We start from the raw sequence: 21489 nt of genomic DNA, 5'->3' as shown, positions 1-21489 counted from the left end.
CGATCAGGATTTGGGCAGGCCCAGCATGCGCTGAGCGATGATGTTGCGCTGGATCTCGTTGCTGCCCGCGTAGATGGGACCGGCCTGCGAGAACAGGAAACCTTCCAGCCATTCGTTGGCCTCGGCGTCATCGATGAGTTCGGCACGCGCGCCCAGAATGCGCATCGCGGTTTCGTGAATCATGATGTCCAGCTCGGACCAGACAATCTTGTTGGTGCTGGCTTCGGCGCCAATCTGTGCGCCCTTGTTCAGGCGGCCTACCGTGTGATAGGAAGACAGCGTGTATGCCTCCGCCCCCTGCCAGGCACGCAGAACAGCGTCGCGAATGGAGTGGTCGCGGTCGGCATCGCCCTGATTGCGCAGATACAGGTCCACCAGCTTCTGCGCACTGCGCTGATAGCGGGCGGGAGAGCGCAGCAGCAGGCCGCGCTCGAAGCCGGCCGTCGCCATCGCCACATGCCAGCCCTTGCCTTCTGCACCCAGCAGGTTCTCCACGGGTACTTCGACATCGTCGAAGAAGATTTCGGCAAAGTGCTCGCGGCCATTGATGGCACGAATGGGACGCACGGTGATGCCGGGCGTATTCAAGGGCACCAGTATGTAGCTCAGGCCATGATGGCGGCTCGATGTCGGGTCGCTGCGAAACAGGCCGAACACCCAATCGGCAAAGATCGCACGGGTAGACCAGATTTTCTGACCGTTCAGAATGAATTTGTCACCCATGCGAATGGCGCGGCTGCTGATGGCCGCCATGTCCGAGCCAGCGTTGGGCTCGGACCAGCCCTGGGCCCACATATCGTCGCAGCGGGCCATACGGGGCAGAAAGCGGGCCTTCTGCTCGAGCGTGCCGAATTCCATCAACGTTGAGCCCAGCAGCAGAATGCCGTTCTGGTTCACGCGGGATGGCGCATCGGCTGCCCAGTACTCTTCCTCAAAGATCAGCCATTCGGTCAGATCGCAGCCGCTGCCTCCCAGGTCCTTGGGCCAGGTCACGGCGCTGTAGCCGGCGTCGGCCAGCCGGGCTTCCCACTGGCGGTGCTGCTCGAACCCCTCTCGAGTGTCATAGCTCTGCAGTCGCTCCGCAGGCACATTGTTCTTGAGCCATTCACGTACCTGGGCACGGAAGGTCTTCTGCGCTGGGGTGTATGTCAAATCCATGGTTGTCTCCTCTTCGCGCTAGTGATGCTCAGAATTTGGCGTCGCGCTTTTCCACAAAGGCGCTGCGCGTCTCGGCAGAGTCGGGACTCATATAGGCTTGCAGGGTGAACCCCTGCTCCCAGCGGTATTTGTCTTCAAGATTGCCGTCTTCGATGCCGGTCAGCGCTTCCTTGGCGATGCGGATCATGGCGGGACTCTTGGCGGCAATCTTGTTGGCGATCTCCATGGCGACGTCGCGCAACTGCTCACGGGGAACTACACGCTCGATGGCCCCCAGGCGCAGGGCTTCTGCCGCAGCGATCATCTCGCCCGTGAAGAAAAGATAGCGGGTCTTTTGCACGCCGAACATGCGCTGCAGATGGGCGGCGCCGCCCATGGCTCCTCGGTCCACCTCGGGCAGACCGAAAGTGGCGTCTTCGGCCGCGATCACGATGTCCGATGCCCCGCAGATACCGATGCCGCCGCCCAGCACAAAGCCGTGCACGGCCGCAATCACAGGCACCTTGTTCAGATGCACGGCCTTGAACGTGGCGTAGTTGCCTGCGTTCACGTCGATGATGAGCTTGTCGTTGGTCGCCAGCTCCTTGATGTCCACACCCGCGCAGAAGCCACGGTTTTCGGCACGAATGACGATAACGCGCACGTCAGGGCGTTGACCCAGCGCCTCGATTTCCTGGGCCAGGCCGTTCCAGCCAGCGGCATTCAGGGCATTGACGGGAGCACGGTCGATCACCAGCTCTGCCACACCGTTGTCGTGAATATTGGAGTGAAATTGTTGAGTGGACATATCCAGCCTCGTTGGCTTGTTGTTATGCGGGAGTCAATGCGTTCAATGCGTTGCGACGGTCCATGGCCTGGCGGACGATGCCACCGATCACTTCCTCGCAGCTGTCGAGCTTGCCGATCAGCGCGGCCACCTGGCCGGCTGACATCACACCTTCTGCAGGGTTGCCGTCCACCATGGAGCGCTGCAGCAGCATGGGGGCATTGGCGGCCATCACGGTCTGGGCGACGGAAGAAGAGTCTTCGCGCATGGCCTTCATGAAGATGCTCAAGGCCTGGCCCGTGGTCATGCCGGTCTCGGCCTTCCACTGCAACGCCAGACCCAGGGCGATGCGCAAGCGCTTCATGGGGCTGGCTTTTTCCAGCATGGCCAGGTATTCGTTGGGGATCATGCGCTGGGGCATGCCGTCGACCAGGTGCGAGATGGCGATCTTTTCCGCATCCTTTGTAGCCAGATAGCGCTGCAAAGTCTCCGCGGGAACCTTGGAGTCGCTGGTCATCAAAAAGCGTGTACCCATGGCAATGCCCGATGCACCGTAGGCCAGCGCAGCCAGCAGGCCACGGCCGTCATAAAAGCCGCCTGCGGCAATCACGGGCACCTCAACCGCATCCACTACCTGAGGCAGCAGCACCGTGGTGGGAACGCTGCCGGTATGACCGCCCCCTTCACCGCCCTGCACGGTGATGGCATTGGCGCCCATCTCGATCGCCTTCTGAGCGTGCTTGAGGGCTCCCACGGTAGGCATGCAGACGATGCCGGCATCGCGCAGACGGCCAATCACCTTCTTGTCCGGGCCACGGCCGTAGCTCACCGCACGAAGACGGTACTTCACAGCCAGATCCAGCAGCTGCTGGGCATTGGGCTGGAACATGTGAAAGTTCAGCCCGAAAGGCTGATCGTCGGTCTCGCGCTTGACACGCAGGATTTCGGCTTCGATCCTGTCGGCGGCAATGGTGGCACCTGCCAGGAAGCCAAAGCCGCCAGCATTGGTCGTACCTATCACCAGATCAGCCCCCGCCACATAGCCCATGGCAGTCTGGATGACGGGATATCGGCACCCCAGCAGGTCGCAGATAGGAGTGCGCAGACTGCCCATATCGTTCATATTGCTCATGCCTTTGACTCTTCTTTGTTGGCCTTTGCCATGGACCTGGCATCCTGGCCGCCCAGTTGCCCCATGCCCATGGCCTGGCTGTGTGCGTGCGCAAAGTGGTGGTAGCCAAAAGCCATGTCCATGGTGGAGCGCAGGCCCTGCAGCTCCTCCGCCTTGTTGACGACCATCTTGGTCAGCGCCAGGCCCAGACGCGGCTGGGCCGCCATGCGCTGGGCCATGGCATAGACCTGGTCCTCAAGCTCGGCGCGCGGCACCACGCGGTTGACCATGCCCATCTGATAGGCGCGCTCTGCCGGCATGCGCTCGCCCAGCAGCAGGAACTCCTTGGCAATACGCGGATGCAGCTCGTGAGCGTGGGCGAAGTACTCCACACCGGGAATGCCCATGCGCACCACGGGATCCTGGAAAAACGCATCGTCGCTGGCCACGATCAGGTCGCAGACCCAGGCCAGCATCAGGCCGCCGGCCACGCAAGCGCCCTGCACCATGGCAATCATGGGTTTGGGGATGTCGCGCCAGCGGCGGCACATGCCCAGGTACACCTCCTGCTCGCGGGCAAACAGCTGCTCGCCCCCGGGCTTGTTGGTGTGATCCCACCACAGGTGCACGCGGTCAAAGGGCTTGTTGATATCTCGCCCGGGCGTGCCGATATCGTGACCCGCGCTGAAGTGCCTGCCTTCGCCGCGCAGCACGATGACCTTGACGTCGTCGTCATCGGTCGCCTTGCGCAAGGCCGCATCCAGCGCATAGGTCATCTGCGAGTTCTGCACGTTGTTGAACGTGGGTCGATTCATGGTGACCGTGGCAATGCCGTTGCCCACGCTGTAGAGCACGGGCTCGTCGGTTTCGTAGACGGCCTTGTCTTCGCGTGTCACAAATTCGCTGGATGCATCATCCATATCAGGCTCCCATGACCGTAGCGCGCAGATTGTGCGGATCGAGCTGGGCCAGCAAGGCCAGTTGCTCGGGCGTTGGATCAGGTGTCACACCCACGTTCTCGGGGACATGGATCGGAAAGCCCGTGGCCTCCTTGACCTGCACCGCCGTCACGCCGGGATGCAGCGACACCAGGCGCACTTGATGGCTGGGTCCGCCAAAGTCCATCACGCACAGATTGGTGAAGATGAAGCGGATGTCGGTGGTCTCCTCCAGCGTCCAGCCCTTGGCCAGGCGTGCGCTGTTGTAGCCCACGCTGCCCACTGCATCGACCTCGCCCGACACAAAAACCTTGGTGCTGTGGTTGGGCACGAAGAAGGAGTTGGCGTGGTTGATCGAGTTACCGGGGAAGCCGCGCACGCCCAGCATCATGGACTTGGGGCGGGCGTAGTCGCTGCCCACCATGGAGATATTGCCCTGACCGAAGCGATCCACCTGCACGGGACCCACCATGGCGTGTCGCTTGCCTCCCCAGACGTTGTCGAAGATGCGCGAGAAACCCATCCAGCTTTCACGCTTGATCTTGTAGTCACCTCGCGGACCTACGGGCACGGGCTCGTTGACCACCCAGGCTTCAGAGTCCGTCATGATCAGATCGGTGTTGATGGACCGCATGCACAGCGAAGCCGCCAGTCGCGGCCCCAGGCCGATGCCGGTGGCCAGCACCTCACCGTCGTTTGCCCAGGCGCGTGCCGCGGCGCAGATGACGCGATCTACCAATGCAATTTCACTCATCTCTGTGCCTCCTCAGAACACGGGCAAGGGCAGGCGCTTGATTGCTTCCATGCCACCCACTTTTTCCAGATATTCCTGCTCCGTGCACTGCACGTATTTCTGCTGGTAGCTGCTCCAGCCGCCCTCCTCCTTGCTGCTGGCCGCGTATTCCTTGAAGTGCTTGACATCAAAGCCATACAGAGGTGCGCAGGACGATGGATGAGCACCGCCAGGCAGATGCACGACGCCCGTGGTTTCAGAACGCTCCCAGAACACCAGGCGCGCGGCTTGCTCCGACTCGAAGCTGCTGGACTCGACCAGTTCGTCGCAGCTCACAAACGTATGGGTTGCGGCTCGGGCAAACAGGTCGTCCATATAGATATCGGGACCGGCAATCTGGCAGACACCGCGAGAGTCCGCGCGATCCACGTGCAGCAGGGCCACATCCAGATTGATGGCGGGCATCGCCACCCACTCCTTGCCGTCGTAGGGCGATTCGATCAGGCGGATAGAGCTGTTGTGCTTGAGCACGTCGGTGCCCAGGCCGACGCGGGTGGGAATGTAGGGAATACGCATGCCCGCAGCCTTCAGGCCCAGCACCATATGACCTTCGTCAATTTCCATGACCTCGATCTCACCGCTCTGGCGGGCCTTGCGAAAGTAAGGCTCAAGCGGAATGAAGTCCAGCGACACGAAGGCGAAGATCAACTTCTTGACCTTGCCGGCCGCACACAGCATGCCCACATCGGCACCGCCATAGGCCACCACGGTCAGGTCCTTGACGGGGCTGCGCAGCAGCTCGCGCACCAGGGCCATGGGCTTGCGTCGGGGCCCCCAGCCACCAATTCCGATCGTCATGCCATCCTTGATGGATGCCACAACGTCCTTCGCTGTCATCAATTTATTGGCCATATCTCCAAGCCTCCTATCAGTTGTTTTCAGGGCGGCCCACGCTGAAGTCGTGCCCCCAGAGGCTTACGGTCGTGAACTCGTGCGTGATGTGGTGATCCCAGTCGATGACGGCGCCGCCATAGCCGAACTCCAGGTCGAAGTTGGAGGGCGTCTTCATGTAGAACGAGATCATCTTGTCGTTGGTGTGCTGACCCAGGGTGGCCGAGAGCTTGACCTGGCTCTTTTGCATGCGGTCCATGGCACGACCCACTTCGGGCATGTTGTCCACCTCCACCATCACGTGTACGCAGCCCGATGCGGAAGGGAACTCGGCCAGTGCCAGGCTGTGGTGACGAGCATTGGCACAGTGGAAGAAGTGGATTCGGACCGTGGGGCCGGCATCGCCTGCGGGCTTGAAGTTGTAGATGTCCGAGAGGCCAAAGCCCAGCACATTGCGCACAAAGGCCACGGTCTTGTCAAAGTCGGGAGCGGGCAGCACGGTGTGACCCAGACCATAGTCGCCGGTGATGAAGCGCGACACACCCTGGGGCGATGCGAAATGACTGAAGTCGGACTTGAAGCCCCAGACGATCTCATGACGGTTTCCGGAAGGATCCATCACGATGGCCAGCTCCTGCACATGGCGCTTGGCACACAGCTCGGAGTTGCCTATTTCGTAGTGCACATCCGCTGCCTGCAGCACCTTGAGCGCCTGCTCAAAGGCTTGCTTGCCGGCCACTTCCCAACCGGAGGCGGAGTATCTGTCATTGCTGCCAGGCTGAACCTGGAAGCGGAACTGACGCTCATCCATCTTGATCAGCAGATCGCCATCGGCAGTGGTGCTTGGCATCATGCCAAGCACATCACGTGCATAGCTGACCCAGCGATCCAAATCAGAGCTCTCGGCAACAACGTACGCTAGTCCACGTATTTCCATCATGATGTCCGGGCCTCCAACCCAAATCCTTTAGTGATGCTGAGGATTCTGAAGAGGGGAGCCTTTGCAAACATCGTCCATTGAGACTAACGATTTAGCGCTTCATTACCCAAATTTAATAGCATCCATACAAGAATCAGCATGCAGTTCAGAGCAATAGACTAGATTGCTTTCGGACCTTTGAATCGGGCCGATCCGACACCCTCGCGACAGCCGTGAAAACCCGCAGTGCAAAAAAAGGCCGCACCCCCAAGGCGGGAATGCGGCCAACACGATGAACTCAGTTTCTTGATGGATCAGACGGTCTGCACTTCTTCTGCAGACGCATAGTCGTTGTAGCCTCTGGCACCGGGGGTGTAGAGCGTGTTGCGGTCAAACCTGGCCAGAGGCAGGCCCTGACGCATGCGTTGCACCAGATCAGGGTTGGCGATGAAATGCCGCGCAAAAGATACCGCCTTGCCCTCGCCTGCCTGCAACGCGGCTTCGGCACTGTGCGCATCAAAGCCGTCGTTGAGAATCAGGTTTTCACCAAAATTCTCACGTGCCAGCTTGAAGGCGTCGATTGAAGGATCGAACACCGCACGCATCACATGCAGATAGGCAATGCCCAGCTTGGCGGCCTGACGCATCAGCTCGGCATGGGTGGCAGCAGAGTTTTCGTCCGCAGTGTCATTGAAGGTGTTGCCCGGATTCAGGCGCAGACCCACGCGATCAATGCCGATGGCATTGCCCATGGCGCTCAGACATTCCGCGGCGAAACGCGAACGGCTGCAGGCGTCGCCGCCATATTCGTCGCAACGCCGATTGGTGCTGGAGTGCAGGAACTGCAGACTCAGGTAACCACTGGTGCCATGCAGCTCGACGCCATCAAACCCCGCATCCATGGCGCGCTGGGCGGCCGCAGCATGCTCGGCAATGGCCTTGCGCACTTCTTCCGTCGTCAATGCCTGGGGCAGGTCGAAATCCTGCATGCCCGCAGCATCGGTCCAGATCTTGCCCTGAGCCTGAATGGCGGACGCCGATACGGAACGCACACCAGCGGGTTTGATATGGCTGCTGCCGATACGACCGGAGTGCATGATCTGCAGCACGATGGATCCGCCACGCGCATGCACGGCGTCCGTCACCCGGCGCCAGCCGCGCACATGCTCAGCAGTTTCGATGCCGGGCTGACGACAATAGGCTTGACCTGTGACCTCGGGCCAGGCCCCTTCAGCCACGATCAGACCGGCATCAGCGCGCTGGGCATAGTGCTCGGCCATGATGTCGGTAGGCCTGCCATCGGCATCGGCGCGGTTGCGCGTCATGGGGGCCATGACCACGCGGTTGCGCAGAGCAATCTTGCCCAGCTGTATGGGCGTGAAAAGCGTTTGACTCATGCCGGCTCCTTAGCGCACACGCATGCGCGGCGCGGGTGTGCCACGGCGCATGGTTTTGAGGAACTGCTCCAGTGGCGCAGGCGCGGCCACTTGCGGCAACTCATCCTTGTCAGGGCGGCTGGCCCAGAACTCCTTCCAGCTCGGGAACAGATCATGAAAAGCGCCATGGTAGGGTTCACGACCGGGCCAGCGCATCTTCATGTCGCCAATCGGCGGCTTGTTCAGGTCGGTGGCATACCAGTAACAGGGCAGACGGCGACGGAAATACCACTGGCCGTCAATGCGCTCGTAGTCGTCCCAGTACAGCATCTGCATGATGACCCACTCGGCACCGCACTCATGCTCGTTCTTGGAGTAGACCACGCCGGTGGCGTGATCCCGGTCCACAAACTCGATGATGTGCTGGCCCAGGTGGTGCGAGGTTCCCGTGAACTGGTCACGCAGCGTGCTGTCCTGCCAGGCCATGAAATGCGCACGCCCCACTTTGTCCTTACCCACCTTGATATCGGGAGCGAACAGGTTCACATGGGCGTCCATGTCACGCATGTCCAGGGACAGGGAATACTTGCCAGCCAGCTGACGAATCGCATCCAGCGACTCCAGCCTGTCGATGCGCTCATCCAGCGTTTGCGGCCACTGATTCACGGGTTCTTCACTCATCTCTTCAGCCCCTTTCTTACAGCGCCGTCACCAGCACCGCGGAACGGCCGCCATCCACGGGCAGGGCGACACCTGTCACATAGCTGGCTTCTTCGCTGGCCAGAAACAGCACGGCATTGGCCAGCTCGCTGGACTGACCCACGCGCCCCATGGGAATGAGCTTTTCGGTGTTCTTGCGCGAGGCTTCATCGGCCAGCATGCCGGCCGTGGCAGGGGTTTCCACCACGGCGGGGATCACCACGTTCACTCGGATGCCCGCCGCCGCTCCTTCGGCAGCCGCCGCACGCGAGAAGTTGATGATGGCGGCCTTGGCCGCCGAGTAACCCGACATATAGGGCGTGCCCAGCGTGCCGCAGATGGAGCTGATATTGACAATGGAGCCGCCCTTGCCGGTCATCAGCTTCAGCGCAGTGCGCGTCCCCCAGAAAGTGCCGTCCACCGAGGTGGAAAAATTGGCATGCCAGTCGGCCGTGGTCATGGCATCGATGCCGCCCCAGGTGTAGGCCATGGCGTTGTTGACCAGAATGTCCAGGCCGCCATGCTTTTTGGCAGTCTGCTCCAGCGCACCAACGAACTGGGCTTCGTTGCCCACATCGGCCACGATGGCCTCGGCACTGCCGCCTGCCGCCTTGATCCTGGCCACGACTTCGTCGAGAGGCTGCTTGCGGCGGCCGCAGATCACAACGGTTGCCCCCTCCTGGGCGAAACGCTCAGCCGTTGCGGCACCGATACCGGAGCCACCACCGGTCACAAATGCCATCTTTCCTTCCAGACGCTTGCTCATGCTTGTCTCTCCTTAGAGGAAGGCGCTGCCGCCGTTGACTGCCACGTTCTGACCTGTCACAAAGCCGCTGTCGTCGCTGGCCAGGAACACTGCCACCTTGGCGATGTCTTCTGGCTCAGCCATGCGCCCCATGGGCACGCCGGCGATGATGGCATCGGCCCATTCCTGAGGAATGCCCTGCATCATGGGCGTGTTGGTGGGACCGGGAACCAATGTGTTTACACGGATCTTCTTGGACGCCAGCTCCTTGGCCATGCCACGGGTCAAACCCATCAGGGCGGCCTTGGAAGCGCAGTAGTGCGCCGGACCGTCACCACTGACAGCCGAGGTGCTGGAGATATTGACGATGGCTCCGCCCTTGCCTTCCTGCATCTGCTTGACGGCGGCACGGGCGCAGTAGAAAGCGCCGTTCAGGTTCACGCCAATCACGCGCTCCCAGGTTGCATCGGGAATATCGGCAAACTGGTCCACCGAGCCTACGCCGGCGTTGTTCACCAGCACGTCGACGGCGCCCAGCTTTTCGCGGATCTCGACAAACAGCGCATCGACCGCAGCGCTGTCGGCCACGTTGGAGGATCGGGCCAGATGCTTGCCAGGCTTGCCTTGCAGGGTCTGCTTGGCCGCTTCTTCATTCAAGTCCACGGCCACCACAGTGGCTCCCTCATCGGCAAAACGCTGTGCAATCGCTCGCCCCATGCCCTGGCCCGCCCCCGTGACCACGGCAACTTTTCCTGCTAGACGCATTCTTGTCTCCTTGTTGATGTGCAATCAAAACCTGGAGACAAGCGTAAAAAGAAATCGCCTTCAGCCCATCGTCCAAGAAGACTAAGCGAATTTGCGCAAAAAAGCTATTAAATCAATAGCAACTGAAGCAATACAGAATTGCGTTTCACTGCATTTTCACATCTGGCAATCAGCTGGTGCCCGCAATCCCGTGTCAGATGCCTCATCTCCAACTTCACCGCACATGGCAGCAGCAGCTAACCGCCATAGGGGACAAACCCGCTCTCGTTCTCATTGACCTTGAGCGGTTTGGCCACGTACGGGAAGGCACGTTGCGGGCAAGCGCCGCGCTCGCATACCTTGCAGCCCATGCCGATAGGAGTCGCTGCTCCTATATTGCGCAAATCCATGCCTTGGGAATACACCAGCCGCGCGGCGTGCTGCAAGTCGCAGCCCAGGCCGATGGAGAAAGTCTTGCCTGGTGCCCCCCAGCCCTGGCCAGCATGGCTGATGGTGCGAGCAATCCACAGGTAGACACGCCCGTCCGGCATGCTGGCGAGCTGGGGCACGATGCGACCCGGCTGGGTAAAAGCCTCGTACACCACCCACAACGGGCAGGTGCCGCCTGTCTTGGAGAAATGAAAATGCGTGGCCGACTGGCGCTTGCTGATATTGCCGGCCCGGTCCACTCGGATAAAGAAAAACGGCACACCCGGCGCGTCGCTTCGCTGCAAGGTTGAGAGACGATGGCAGACGGTCTCGAAGCCCACACCAAAGTGCCTTGCCAGCAAGTCTATGTCGTAGCGAAGGCCTTCGGCCTCACGCAAAAACACTCCATATGGCAGCACGAATGCCCCGGCTACATAGTTGGCCAGCCCCATGCGTGCCAGCCGGAGCGTGGCCTCGTCCTGCCAGGACACGCTTTGCAGCTCCCTTTCAATCAGTGAGTCAAACTCCAGCAGTGCCAGTTGCGTAGCCAGCTGAAACGCCTGCTGCATGGGGCTCAGCTGCGGTGCCACATACAAGGTGCGCGTGAGCGCATCGTAGCGCCTATGGCTGCCCGCTTTCTCAGCGGTCCCGACATGAGCACGCAGAACCAATACCCCATGTCGTGCCTGCAACCGGTACTGCAGCCAGTCATGCAGATGCCCGCCTTGCTCTGCAGCCTGCCGAGCCAGCGCTTCGGCAGCACGATCAAGCGCATCAAGGTAATTGCGGTGGGAAAAGAAGAAATCACGCACCGCCTCGAACGGCATCTGGCGCAAGGGCTCAGCCAGCAGGCCCGCCATTGCACCATTCCCAGCGACATCTCTGTGAACTGAGGTGTCGGCATCCGGCCCGGCACGGCCATCACCCAGATGGACGCTCAAGGCCTCCAGCCGCTCTGCGTCCGCCAGGTGACGCTGGTGCATGGCCAGCAGCATCTGTGCCACCTGCGGTAGCTTGGCTGCGACCTCGCGCAGCTCGGGCAGCGGCACGGCACCTTCTGGCTGAGGCATGGCGGCCACCGCATCGCGCAACTGCGCCAGCAAGCGGGCCTCCTCATCCTCGGAGAACTGCTGGATATCGACGCCCAGCACCCTGTGAATCTTGAGCAGCACGGCCACCGTGAGCGGGCGCTGATCCTGCTCGATCTGGTTCAGATAGCTGGGTGACAGCTCCAGCGCTTGGGCCAGCGCAGCCTGCGTAAGACCACGCTCGGCACGCAGGCTGCGCAAGCGCACGCCCATGAATGTCTTGGCCACTTACCCACTCCCTATTCCTGATGCCAAAGATTCGCAAAATTTGCAAATACATGCAATCACCTTCACAAGCATTCACTAATTCAGGTCTATACGCATGAAAAGCAAATGCGTAGATTGCGAAGTATCGCAGACCAGCAAGAGCCTGCACTGCATATCCAAAGGAGACACCCATGAGCACTGTGACCGACGCAACATCTCCAACCGCCACTGCCCACGCCGCCGCAAGTTTCAAGCCCAAAAAGTCCGTCGCCCTCTCCGGTGTGACCGCAGGCAATACGGCGCTGTGCACCGTGGGCAAGACCGGCAACGACCTGCACTACCGCGGCTACGACATCCTGGACATTGCCGAGGTCTGCGAGTTTGAAGAGATCGCCCATCTGCTGGTACATGGCAAGCTGCCCACACAGGCCGAACTCAAGGCCTACAAAGCCAAGCTCAAGGCTTTGCGCGGCCTGCCCGGCAGCGTAAAGACTGCGCTGGAACAGTTGCCCGCCGCCAGCCATCCCATGGACGTGATGCGCACCGGTGTCTCCGCCCTGGGCTGCGCGCTGCCGGAGAAAGACGACCACAACCTTCCAGGTGCGCGCGATATCGCCGACCGCCTGATGGCCAGCCTGGGCAGCATGTTGCTTTACTGGTACCACTTCAGCAACTCGGGCCGCCGCATCGAGGTCGAAACCGGGGACGACTCCATCGGCGGTCACTTTCTGCATCTGCTGCATGGAGTCAGGCCTTGCGAGAGCTGGGTGCGCGCCATGCATACCTCGCTCAATCTGTATGCCGAGCATGAGTTCAATGCCTCGACCTTTACCGCCCGCGTGGTGGCCGGAACCGGCAGCGATATGTACTCGGCCATTACAGGCGCGATCGGCGCACTGCGTGGCCCCAAGCATGGCGGAGCCAACGAAGTGGCGTTCGAGATCCAGAAGCGCTATGACAACCCTGCCGAAGCCGAAGCCGACATTCGCCGCCGCGTGGATGCCAAGGAGGTCGTGATCGGCTTTGGCCACCCGGTCTATACCGTGAGCGACCCCCGCAATGTGGTCATCAAGGGCGTCGCCAAGAAGCTGTCGGATGAAGCCGGCAGCACCAAGATGTACGACATTGCCGCGCGGCTTGAGTCAGTGATGTGGGAAACCAAGAACATGTTCCCCAATCTCGACTGGTTCAGCGCCGTCAGCTACCACATGATGGGCGTGCCCACTGCCATGTTCACGCCGCTGTTCGTGATTGCGCGCACCAGCGGCTGGGCGGCGCACATCATCGAGCAACGCCAGGACAACAAGATCATCCGTCCCAGCGCCAACTACACAGGCCCGGAGGATCTGATGTTCATCCCCATCGACGAACGTCAGTAAATCTCTTCCAAGCGCCATGACCGCCAAGCCCATGCAATCCCATTCACTGTGCATTGCCATCGCCAACAAACTGCGCGAGCGCATTCTGAGCCACCGCTTGCCGCCCGGATCCGACGTCAACGACGGCGCTTTGGCGCAGGAGTTTGGCGTGAGCCGCACCCCTGTGCGCGAAGCCATGAAGCTGCTGTGCCATGAAGGACTGCTGACGGCCCAGCCAAGGCGGGGCATGACGGTCACCCAGCTCACGGCGGCTCAGGTGGCCGAGGCCCAGCAGCTGTGCACCTTGCTTGCACATCATCTTGCGCAGCTGCAACGCCAGCAGCCCCGGGGCTGCGCAGAGCTGACCGAGCACTTGCATGCCATCGCACAAGCGAGGCTGCAACTGGCCTTGGGCCCCGCGCCGCGTACTCCCCTGACGTTTTCCGCCCCACTGACCGAGCACCGGCGCACAGCCCTGGCGCTCTGAAAACTGCGAACAGACACCACAATGAGCAAAACCCAATCCCAGCGTTACCGCAAGCTCCTGCCAGGAAGTCAGCTTCACTACTTCGATGCGCAAGCTGCTGTGGAAGCCATACGCCCTGGCAGCTGGGCCACACTGCCCTATACCAGCCGCGTCCATGCCGAAAACCTGGTAAGGCGCAGCGATCCGGCCCACCTGACCGAGTACCTCACGCAAATCATTGAACGCAAGCGCGAACGCGACTTTCCCTGGTTCCCGGCCCGCGTGGTCTGTCATGACATCCTGGGACAGACTGCGTTGGTCGATCTGGCCGGCCTGCGCGATGCGATTGCCGAGCAAGGCGGCGACCCGGCCGCGGTCAACCCCGTGGTGCCCGTGCAACTGATCGTGGACCATTCGCTGGCCGTGGAGTGCGGCGGCTACGATCCTCAGGCCTTTGAGAAAAACCGCGCCATCGAAGACCGGCGCAATGAAGACCGCTTCCATTTCATCGAGTGGTGCAAACTGGCCTTCAAGAATGTGGAAGTGATTCCGCCTGGCAACGGGATCATGCACCAGATCAATCTGGAGCGCATGAGCCCTGTGATCCATGCTATCGATGGCGAAGCATATCCCGACACCCTGGTGGGCACGGACAGCCACACGCCGCATGTCGATGCACTGGGCGTGATCGCCGTGGGTGTGGGCGGGCTGGAAGCCGAGAACGTGATGCTGGGCCGCGCCTCGTGGATGCGCCTGCCCGAGATCGTTGGAGTGCAGCTCACTGGCAGGCGGCAGCCCGGCATCACTGCCACAGACATCGTGCTGGCCCTGACCCAATTCCTGCGTCAACAGAAAGTGGTGGGCAGCTATCTGGAGTTCCATGGCGAAGGCGCGCGCAGCCTCTCCATCGGCGACCGCGCCACCATCTCGAACATGGCGCCCGAATATGGGGCTACGGCCGCCATGTTTGCGATCGACGAACAGACGATCGCCTATCTGCGCCTGACGGGGCGCGAGCCTGCCCAGGTGCAACTGGTCGAGAACTACGCCAGACAGGCCGGCCTGTGGGCAGACAGCCTTGAAAATGCCGAATACGAACGTGCGCTGAGCTTTGATCTGTCCAGCGTGGTGCGCAATATGGCCGGCCCTTCCAATCCGCACGCCCGCCTGGCAACCAGCGAGCTTGCAGCAAGAGGCATTGCCGGTGAGTGGGCGAGAGCCGAGGGCCGTATGCCTGATGGGGCCGTGATCATTGCCGCCATCACCAGCTGCACCAACACCAGCAACCCGCGCAATGTGATCGCGGCCGGCCTGCTGGCACGCAACGCGCGCAATCTGGGTCTGGCGCGCAAGCCCTGGGTCAAGACTTCTCTCGCCCCCGGCTCCAGGACCGTGCCGCTGTATCTGCAGCAAGCTGGTCTGCTGCAGGACCTGGAAGCGCTGGGCTTTGGCGTGGTGGCCTTTGCCTGCACCACCTGCAACGGCATGAGCGGCGCGCTGGACCCCGTGATTCAACAGGAGATCATCGACCGCGACCTCTACACCACGGCCGTACTCTCGGGCAATCGCAACTTCGATGGCCGCATCCATCCCTATGCCAAACAGGCCTTTCTCGCCTCGCCGCCGCTGGTCGTGGCCTATGCGATTGCGGGCACCATCCGCTTCGATATCGAGAACGATGCGCTGGGCGTCTTCCAGGGCCGCGAAATCCGCTTGAAGGACATCTGGCCCAGCGACGAGGAGATCGACGCCGTGGCCAAGGCGTCAGTCCAACCCGAGCAGTTCCGTGCGGTCTATGAACCCATGTTTGCCATCCGCGCAGACCAGGGCGAGAGGGTCGAGGCACTGTATGACTGGCGCCCGCAGAGCACCTATATCCGCCGACCGCCGTACTGGGAGGGAGCCCTCGCGGGCGAGCGCAGTTTGCGCGGCATGCGTCCTCTGGCCATACTGCCCGACAACATCACCACCGATCACCTCTCGCCCTCCAACGCCATCCTGATGGACTCGGCCGCTGGCGAGTATCTGCACAAAATGGGTCTGCCCGAGGAGGACTTCAATTCCTATGCCACGCATCGCGGCGACCACCTGACCGCACAGCGCGCCACCTTCGCCAATCCCAAGCTGTTCAACGAAATGGTGGTAGACGACCAGGGCAAGGTGCGCCAGGGCTCTCTCGCCCGCGTCGAGCCCGAGGGCCGGACCCTGCGCATGTGGGAAGCCATAGAAACCTATATGCAGCGCAAGCAGCCGCTGATCATCATCGCCGGAGCCGACTATGGCCAGGGATCGAGCCGCGACTGGGCAGCCAAGGGCGTGCGCCTGGCCGGTGTGGAGGCCATCGTGGCCGAGGGCTTCGAGCGTATCCACCGTACCAATCTGATCGGCATGGGTGTGTTGCCGCTGGAGTTCCTGCCCGGCACAAGCCGCCACACACTGGGGTTGAATGGCACTGAGAGCTTTGATGTCATCGGCCAGCGTAGCCCCCAGGCCATGCTTACACTTCATATCCACCGAACGACCGGTGTTCGCAGCGAAGTGCCGATACTGTGTCGCCTCGATACCGCAGAAGAAGTCTCGATTTACGAGGCCGGTGGCGTGCTGCAGCGCTTTGCCCAGGACTTCCTGGCGGACAGCGCAGCGGCCGATTCCACATCGACGGCTGAACTTGTGAGCTAAGGAGCCGCTATGAGCCAGGCACGCATACTGATTGTCACCCAGCCCCAAAGCCTGGTACGTCATCGCCTGTGTGCCCGGATCAACGCTTTGGGCCTTGATAAGGAACTGGGCGAGCGCCTGTTCTCTCCAGATCACTGGCACCAAACCTGGTGTGGCCCGTTTGACTCCGGGCAAGAGGCACTGCTCGCCCTGCTGGCCGCAGGCAATGCCGTGCAAGCGGCACAGCTGAAAGCCTTCGAGCTCAGCTTCAACCGCATTCGCGGTGAGGTGGGCGAGCGCATTCACTGGTCTTTGCGCACCTGCGGACGTCCAGAGCCTTTCAACCGGCTGCTGACAACGCTGCAGACCGAGTTGAAATCCCACGGCTTCAAGGATGGCGGTCATAGACCGCACATCACCATCAGCTACAGAGCACTACATGCCCTGCCCACTCGGCGTATCGATCCCTTTGACTGGCTGATCGATGAGATTCAGCTGGTCGAGCGAACCGTCACAGGCAAGCAGTTACGCTACCAGGTACTGCATCGCTGGCCATTGGCTTCCGGCTCTGCGCCCCGTCCCCAACAACTACGCCTGTTTCACTGATTCAAGGCTCAAGCCCTGGCTTAAACCTTGAATACCTTGTTTGTTTGCCATTCCATGTCCCTCACTTCGCAAATCCGCATTCCCGCCACCTATATGCGCGGAGGCACCAGCAAAGGTGTGTTCTTCAAGCTTCAGGATCTGCCCGAAACGGCCCGGCAGCCCGGCCCTGTTCGCGACGCCATCTTTCTGCGCACCCTTGGCAGCCCCGATCCCTATGGCAAACAGATTGACGGCATGGGTAATGCCTCATCCTCCACCAGCAAGGGCGTGATCCTCTGCCAGAGCGCAAGCGCCGATCACGATGTGGACTATCTGTTCGGCCAGGTTTCCATCGATCAGCCTTTTGTGGACTGGAGCGGCAACTGCGGCAACTTGAGCGCAGCCGTCGGTCCCTGCGCGATCCACATGGGTCTGATTCCGGCCGAGCGCATTCCGCACAACGGCGTGGCTACCATCCGCATCTGGCAGGCCAATATCGGCAAGACCATCATCAACCATGTGCAGATCCGCGATGGTCAGGTGCAGGAAACCGGGGACTTCGAACTTGACGGCGTGACCTTTGCCGCTGCCGAAGTGGCCCTGGAGTTCCTGGATCCCGCCGATGAAGGTGAGGACGGCGCTGCCATGTTTCCCACCGGCAATGTCAGCGACGAGCTGGATGTGCCCGGTGTCGGCCGCTTTTGCGCGACCCTCATCAATGCCGGCATTCCGACCATTTTTCTCGATGCCAGAGAGCTGGGTTACACCGGCTGCGAACTGCAGGATGCCATCAACAGCGATGGCGCAGCACTGGCCAGATTCGAAGCCATTCGCGCCCATGGCGCACTCAGGATGGGCCTGATCAAGGATCTCGATGAAGCCGCCACACGCCAGCACACGCCCAAGATCGGCTTTGTGGCTCCTGCGCAAAGCTATATCGCCTCAAGCGGCAAAGCCATTGCCGCCAAGGATATCGATCTGGTGGTGCGGGCGCTGTCCATGGGCAAGTTGCACCACGCCATGATGGGCACGGCAGCCGTCGCCATCGGCACGGCTGCCGCCATTCCCGGCACGCTGGTCAATCTGGCAGCGGGCGGCGGCGAGCGCCAGTCCGTGCGCTTCGGCCATCCCAGCGGAACCCTGCGTGTGGGGGCCGAAGCCAGGAGCGACCAGGGTCAATGGCAGGTCACCAAGGCCTTGATGAGCCGTAGCGCCCGCATTCTGATGGAAGGCTGGGTACGGGTGCCTGGCGAAGTGCTGCAGGCCTGACACCGGGTGTGCACTGCCGGTCGCCTGCGGCATGCAGGCCTTGGCAAGGCTCAAGGGCTCAAGGTCACGCTTTCAATCCGGTGGCGGCCTTTGTTCTTGGCCGCATAGAGCTGCCGGTCCACGGCTTCGATGAAGCCGGCAGGTCGAATATGCTCTGCCGGCAGCACCGTACCCGCGCCAATGCTGACGGTCACCCTTCGGTCATGGGGCGACAGCGCATGCACGATGGACTGCTTCTGGATCAGGCGCTGGCAGCGCTCGGCCACCTTTTGCGCAGTTTCGGCATCTGCTTCGGGCAGCAGCACCACAAACTCCTCGCCACCGTAACGCGCCACCAGGTCACGCTGTCCGTCCAGCGCCAGGCTCAGGGTCTGAGCAATATCCACCAGACATTTGTCGCCCTGTATATGACCGTACAAATCGTTGTATTGCTTGAAGAAGTCGACATCGAACAGCAGCATGGACAGGGGCTTGCCATCGCTGCGCGCGCGCTCCCACTCCTGCTCGAAGCTGGCGTCGAAGCAGCGTCGGTTGGCAATGCTGGTCAGGCCATCCTTGAAGGAGAGCACCTCCAGCTCCTTCTGCAGACTCAGCAGTCTTTCCTCGGTCTTTTTACGTTCGCTGATGTCGAACATGAAGCCGATCAGCGCCTGGGCTTCACCGTGTTCGTTGCGCACCACATGAACCACATCGCGAATCCAGACATAGCCGTTGTCCTTGGTCAGCGCGCGATAGTCAGCCTCATGGTCCACGCCGGCCTGGGACTGGCTCACACAGAAATTCACCACATATTCGCGGTCGTCGGGATGCATGCGCATGGCCCAGTCTTCGACGCTGACCCAGCTTTCACGGCTCCAGCCAAGCAGGCTCTCGATCTGAGGGCCGATATAGGCGAACTTCATGGTCGCCCAGTCGATCTTCCATGGAATGGCCTTGGTGGACTCCAGCAAGGTTCTGTAGACCGCACTCTCGTTCTCAAGCTCGCTCACGTCGGACATAAGCCGTCTCCCTCCCGATTCCAACCGATAAATCTACGGCCTGTCCTGTTGCAGGTCCTGGCCTTGTCGCGCTTGCAGTCGTTCAGAGCTTGAAGGCTCAAGTCAAAGCCCAATCCAAGCTTGCAGGAGATTGTTGCGCCAGATGCCGAAATTCACGCCGTCCACTCACGATATTGGCCGAAATCATACGTATGGTGACCTGCTGCCGCTCAAGCCGCTCCGCAGCTAAGCCTTCATGCGCCGCCACAAAGTGGCCCGGCTGATGCCGAGAATCTCACAGGCCTGCCGTTGATTGCCGCCGACCGACTCCAGCACCTCACACAATCGCTTCTGCTCGGCAAGGCGACCCGCGTCTCTGAGCTGTGCCTGCCGGGCCGCAGCAGGCTCAGCCAAAGCCAGGCCGTCGGCACACTCCGGGAAGACTTCAAGCAAACGCGCCATATCCAGAAGGCCGCCCCGGCCTGAGCCCAGATAGTCGCTGCAGGCCAGCAGACGCTCCACCCAGTTGTCCAGTTCACGGACATTGCCGGGCCAGTCATGCGCCGCAGCCCTGGCCAGCAGCGCATCGAGCTGCTGCTCCACTCTGTCATGCAGTGCGCGGGGCAGCCCGCTTGCCGCGCTCAGGCGCTGAGCCAGCATGGCGCGGCCCAGTTCCGCAATATCGGCGGCACCACGCATGTGCAGCGAAGGCGTACTCAGGCGCAGCACCGCCAGCCGGTAGTAGAGATCGCGCCGGAAGCGGCCGCGCTCCACCTGATCCGCCAGATCCGCATGGGTGGCGGCAATCACGCGCACATCCACGGGAATCGGCGCGGTGGAACCTACGCGCAATACCTCGCGCTCCTGCAGCACTCGCAGCAGCCGCGATTGCAGCGCCAGCGGCATGTCGCCAATTTCATCGAGAAACAGGGTCCCGGTATGCGCAGCCTCGATCAGCCCGGTCTTGCCGCCACGCCTGGCCCCGGTAAAAGCGCCCTCCTCGTAACCGAAAAGCTCGCTCTCCAGAAGGCTTTCACTGAGCGCCGCGCAGTTGACCGCCAGAAATGGCTGCTCCGCACGTCGTCCCGCGCTGTGAATGCCTTGCGCCACCAGCTCCTTGCCGGTCCCGCTTTCGCCCAGGATGAGCACCGTCGCATCGCTGTTCGCGTACTGCCTGGCCAGCAGTCGCACACGCTGGGCAGCGGGGCTGCTGCCCAGATAGTCCTCAATACGCCAGCGCACACCGCTAGCTCTTTGCCGCTGATTGGCGCGCAGGCTGCGATCGGCCCGCTGGATGACGGCAGGATCGCGGCAGACCAGCAAAGCGCCGGTCACCAGCCCGTTCTCCACAATTGGCGCACGTCGCACCACCAGGGTACGCAGGGCCAGTTGCACCACCTCTTCTCCGCCCTCCTCGCCCGCCAGTGCCCGAGCCGTTCCCAGGGACGGAGCCACCTCCTCCAGCATGCGGCCGTGCAAGGCCTCGACCGAGGCCCCGAGCAAGGCTGCCATGCGCGGGTTCAGCGCGCAAATGCGGCCACGCTCGTCCACAGCCGCCACACCGTCCTGCAACTGGTGCAACACGGTTTCCAGTCGTTGATGCCGGTCGCGCTCGGCACGTCGATGGCGGGCCAGCAGCATGGCGTCACTGAGTGCCTGACGCACCGAAATATCGGAATACAGCAACACGCTGGCCATGCCCGCCTGCTCTGCCAGATCGGCCACCAGGCCTGGCGCCACCACGGCACCAACGCCTGCAGCCTTGAGCTTTTGCACACAGGCCGGCGCATCATGCGGACCTTGATAGGCGATCTGGACCAAACCCAGGCCGAACAGGCTGTCGAACTGAGCCACCACGGGCGACGGCACCTCGAAGTTGACCAGGCCCACGCGCGCAGCCTCTTGCGTGGTTTGCAACTTGGCCTGGCGCAGCGCCTGCAGCAAATCCAGGCCGCGCACCTCGACCATGGCCAGCGGAATGTCCACGCGCTCGCGAATCCAGGCACCGCTGGCTCCGGCCCCCACCAAGGCGTCGATAGGCTGGCGCAGATTGAGCGCCTGCACCTGGGCCACCGCATCGTCGAAGGAAGCCGAGATATGCGAGAACCTGGCCTCACCCGACCAGGGCTGTGCCAGCCGCTCCAGCACCCGCCCCACACGATAGCGGCCTACGGTGACGATGTGGGGCAAATGCGGCTGACCAGTTGTCGGCATCCGATTGACACCATCGTCCGATATCTCATCTGTTTCATTCATGAGAACAATTATTTCATCATCGAAACATAACCAATACACCCTCGCAGAAAGGCACCCCGAGAAATCACAAAAAATTCAATGATTTCAAGCATTTGATTCACAAAGGGTTTTCCCTG

General features: G+C 61.5%; 19 protein-coding genes. 5 read left to right on the top strand and 14 right to left on the bottom strand.

The genetic code is table 11. The features are described 5' to 3' along the window. Positions 1 to 3: 3 nt before the first annotated feature. The 12 genes from AC1RTQ_RS20475 to AC1RTQ_RS20420 form a co-directional block, all read right to left on the bottom strand. The gene (locus AC1RTQ_RS20475) at positions 4 to 1158 is read right to left on the bottom strand and encodes an acyl-CoA dehydrogenase family protein (protein WP_492878428.1); all 1155 of its coding nucleotides are present in this window, start codon (positions 1156 to 1158) and stop codon (positions 4 to 6) included. Between the two features lie 28 nt (positions 1159 to 1186). Beyond that, positions 1187 to 1945, bottom strand: a complete 759-nt coding sequence (locus tag AC1RTQ_RS20470) for an enoyl-CoA hydratase family protein (RefSeq protein ID WP_302091747.1) — start codon at positions 1943 to 1945, stop codon at positions 1187 to 1189. A gap of 22 nt (positions 1946 to 1967) precedes the next feature. Continuing rightward, on the bottom strand, positions 1968 to 3056 hold the full coding sequence (locus AC1RTQ_RS20465; protein WP_492878426.1) for an NAD(P)H-dependent flavin oxidoreductase: 1089 nt from the start codon (positions 3054 to 3056) through the stop codon (positions 1968 to 1970). Next, entirely contained in the window at positions 3053 to 3955 is a 903-nt protein-coding gene (locus AC1RTQ_RS20460) for an enoyl-CoA hydratase (RefSeq protein WP_492878424.1), read from the bottom strand. Before AC1RTQ_RS20460 ends, AC1RTQ_RS20465 begins: the two co-directional genes overlap by 4 nt. Position 3956: 1 nt before the next feature. Then, the gene (locus AC1RTQ_RS20455) at positions 3957 to 4727 is read right to left on the bottom strand and encodes a CoA-transferase subunit beta (RefSeq protein ID WP_492878422.1); all 771 of its coding nucleotides are present in this window, start codon (positions 4725 to 4727) and stop codon (positions 3957 to 3959) included. 12 nt (positions 4728 to 4739) lie between these two features. Beyond that, the gene (locus AC1RTQ_RS20450) at positions 4740 to 5618 is read right to left on the bottom strand and encodes a CoA transferase subunit A (RefSeq protein WP_302091751.1); all 879 of its coding nucleotides are present in this window, start codon (positions 5616 to 5618) and stop codon (positions 4740 to 4742) included. Positions 5619 to 5634: 16 nt separating this feature from the next. Further along, a complete protein-coding gene (locus AC1RTQ_RS20445; protein WP_492878420.1) occupies positions 5635 to 6537 on the bottom strand; it encodes a VOC family protein in 903 nt (300 codons plus the stop codon). Positions 6538 to 6830: 293 nt separating this feature from the next. After that, complete coding sequence (locus AC1RTQ_RS20440) at positions 6831 to 7913, bottom strand: alkene reductase (RefSeq protein ID WP_492878418.1); 1083 nt, start codon at positions 7911 to 7913, stop codon at positions 6831 to 6833. A 9-nt stretch (positions 7914 to 7922) separates the two neighbouring features. After that, positions 7923 to 8573 (bottom strand): nuclear transport factor 2 family protein, encoded by a 651-nt coding sequence (locus AC1RTQ_RS20435; RefSeq protein WP_492878416.1) that lies wholly within the window; start codon positions 8571 to 8573, stop codon positions 7923 to 7925. 16 nt (positions 8574 to 8589) lie between these two features. Then, complete coding sequence (locus AC1RTQ_RS20430; RefSeq protein ID WP_492878414.1) at positions 8590 to 9357, bottom strand: SDR family NAD(P)-dependent oxidoreductase; 768 nt, start codon at positions 9355 to 9357, stop codon at positions 8590 to 8592. 12 nt (positions 9358 to 9369) lie between these two features. Further along, positions 9370 to 10101 carry an SDR family NAD(P)-dependent oxidoreductase gene (locus tag AC1RTQ_RS20425; protein WP_003078419.1) on the bottom strand — a complete coding sequence of 244 codons (732 nt, stop codon included), beginning with the start codon at positions 10099 to 10101 and terminating at the stop codon, positions 9370 to 9372. 236 nt (positions 10102 to 10337) lie between these two features. Next, a complete protein-coding gene (locus tag AC1RTQ_RS20420; protein ID WP_492878412.1) occupies positions 10338 to 11825 on the bottom strand; it encodes a short-chain fatty acyl-CoA regulator family protein in 1488 nt (495 codons plus the stop codon). 170 nt (positions 11826 to 11995) lie between these two features. Here AC1RTQ_RS20420 and prpC point away from each other — a divergent pair, with 170 nt between their 5' ends. From prpC to prpF, 5 genes are read left to right on the top strand one after another with little or no spacing between them, the layout of a single operon-like run. Continuing rightward, on the top strand, positions 11996 to 13183 hold the full coding sequence (gene prpC, locus AC1RTQ_RS20415) for a bifunctional 2-methylcitrate synthase/citrate synthase (protein WP_492878410.1): 1188 nt from the start codon (positions 11996 to 11998) through the stop codon (positions 13181 to 13183). A 31-nt stretch (positions 13184 to 13214) separates the two neighbouring features. Next, positions 13215 to 13649, top strand: a complete 435-nt coding sequence (locus AC1RTQ_RS20410; RefSeq protein ID WP_492878408.1) for a GntR family transcriptional regulator — start codon at positions 13215 to 13217, stop codon at positions 13647 to 13649. Positions 13650 to 13670: 21 nt separating this feature from the next. Next, the gene (gene acnD / locus AC1RTQ_RS20405; RefSeq protein WP_492878407.1) at positions 13671 to 16307 is read left to right on the top strand and encodes a Fe/S-dependent 2-methylisocitrate dehydratase AcnD; all 2637 of its coding nucleotides are present in this window, start codon (positions 13671 to 13673) and stop codon (positions 16305 to 16307) included. A gap of 9 nt (positions 16308 to 16316) precedes the next feature. Then, complete coding sequence (locus tag AC1RTQ_RS20400; protein WP_492878405.1) at positions 16317 to 16892, top strand: 2'-5' RNA ligase family protein; 576 nt, start codon at positions 16317 to 16319, stop codon at positions 16890 to 16892. A gap of 54 nt (positions 16893 to 16946) precedes the next feature. Continuing rightward, a complete protein-coding gene (prpF, locus tag AC1RTQ_RS20395) occupies positions 16947 to 18140 on the top strand; it encodes a 2-methylaconitate cis-trans isomerase PrpF (protein ID WP_492878403.1) in 1194 nt (397 codons plus the stop codon). Between the two features lie 50 nt (positions 18141 to 18190). On the opposite strand, the gene AC1RTQ_RS20390 is transcribed toward prpF, so the two are convergent. Next, on the bottom strand, positions 18191 to 19138 hold the full coding sequence (locus AC1RTQ_RS20390; protein WP_492878401.1) for a sensor domain-containing diguanylate cyclase: 948 nt from the start codon (positions 19136 to 19138) through the stop codon (positions 18191 to 18193). 225 nt (positions 19139 to 19363) lie between these two features. Continuing rightward, the gene (gene prpR, locus AC1RTQ_RS20385) at positions 19364 to 21373 is read right to left on the bottom strand and encodes a propionate catabolism operon regulatory protein PrpR (RefSeq protein ID WP_492878399.1); all 2010 of its coding nucleotides are present in this window, start codon (positions 21371 to 21373) and stop codon (positions 19364 to 19366) included. Positions 21374 to 21489 lie beyond the last annotated feature (116 nt).

The organism is Comamonas sp. GW821-FHT11H03, assembly GCF_058807955.1.
This window is presented reverse-complemented; position numbering and strand designations above follow the sequence as displayed.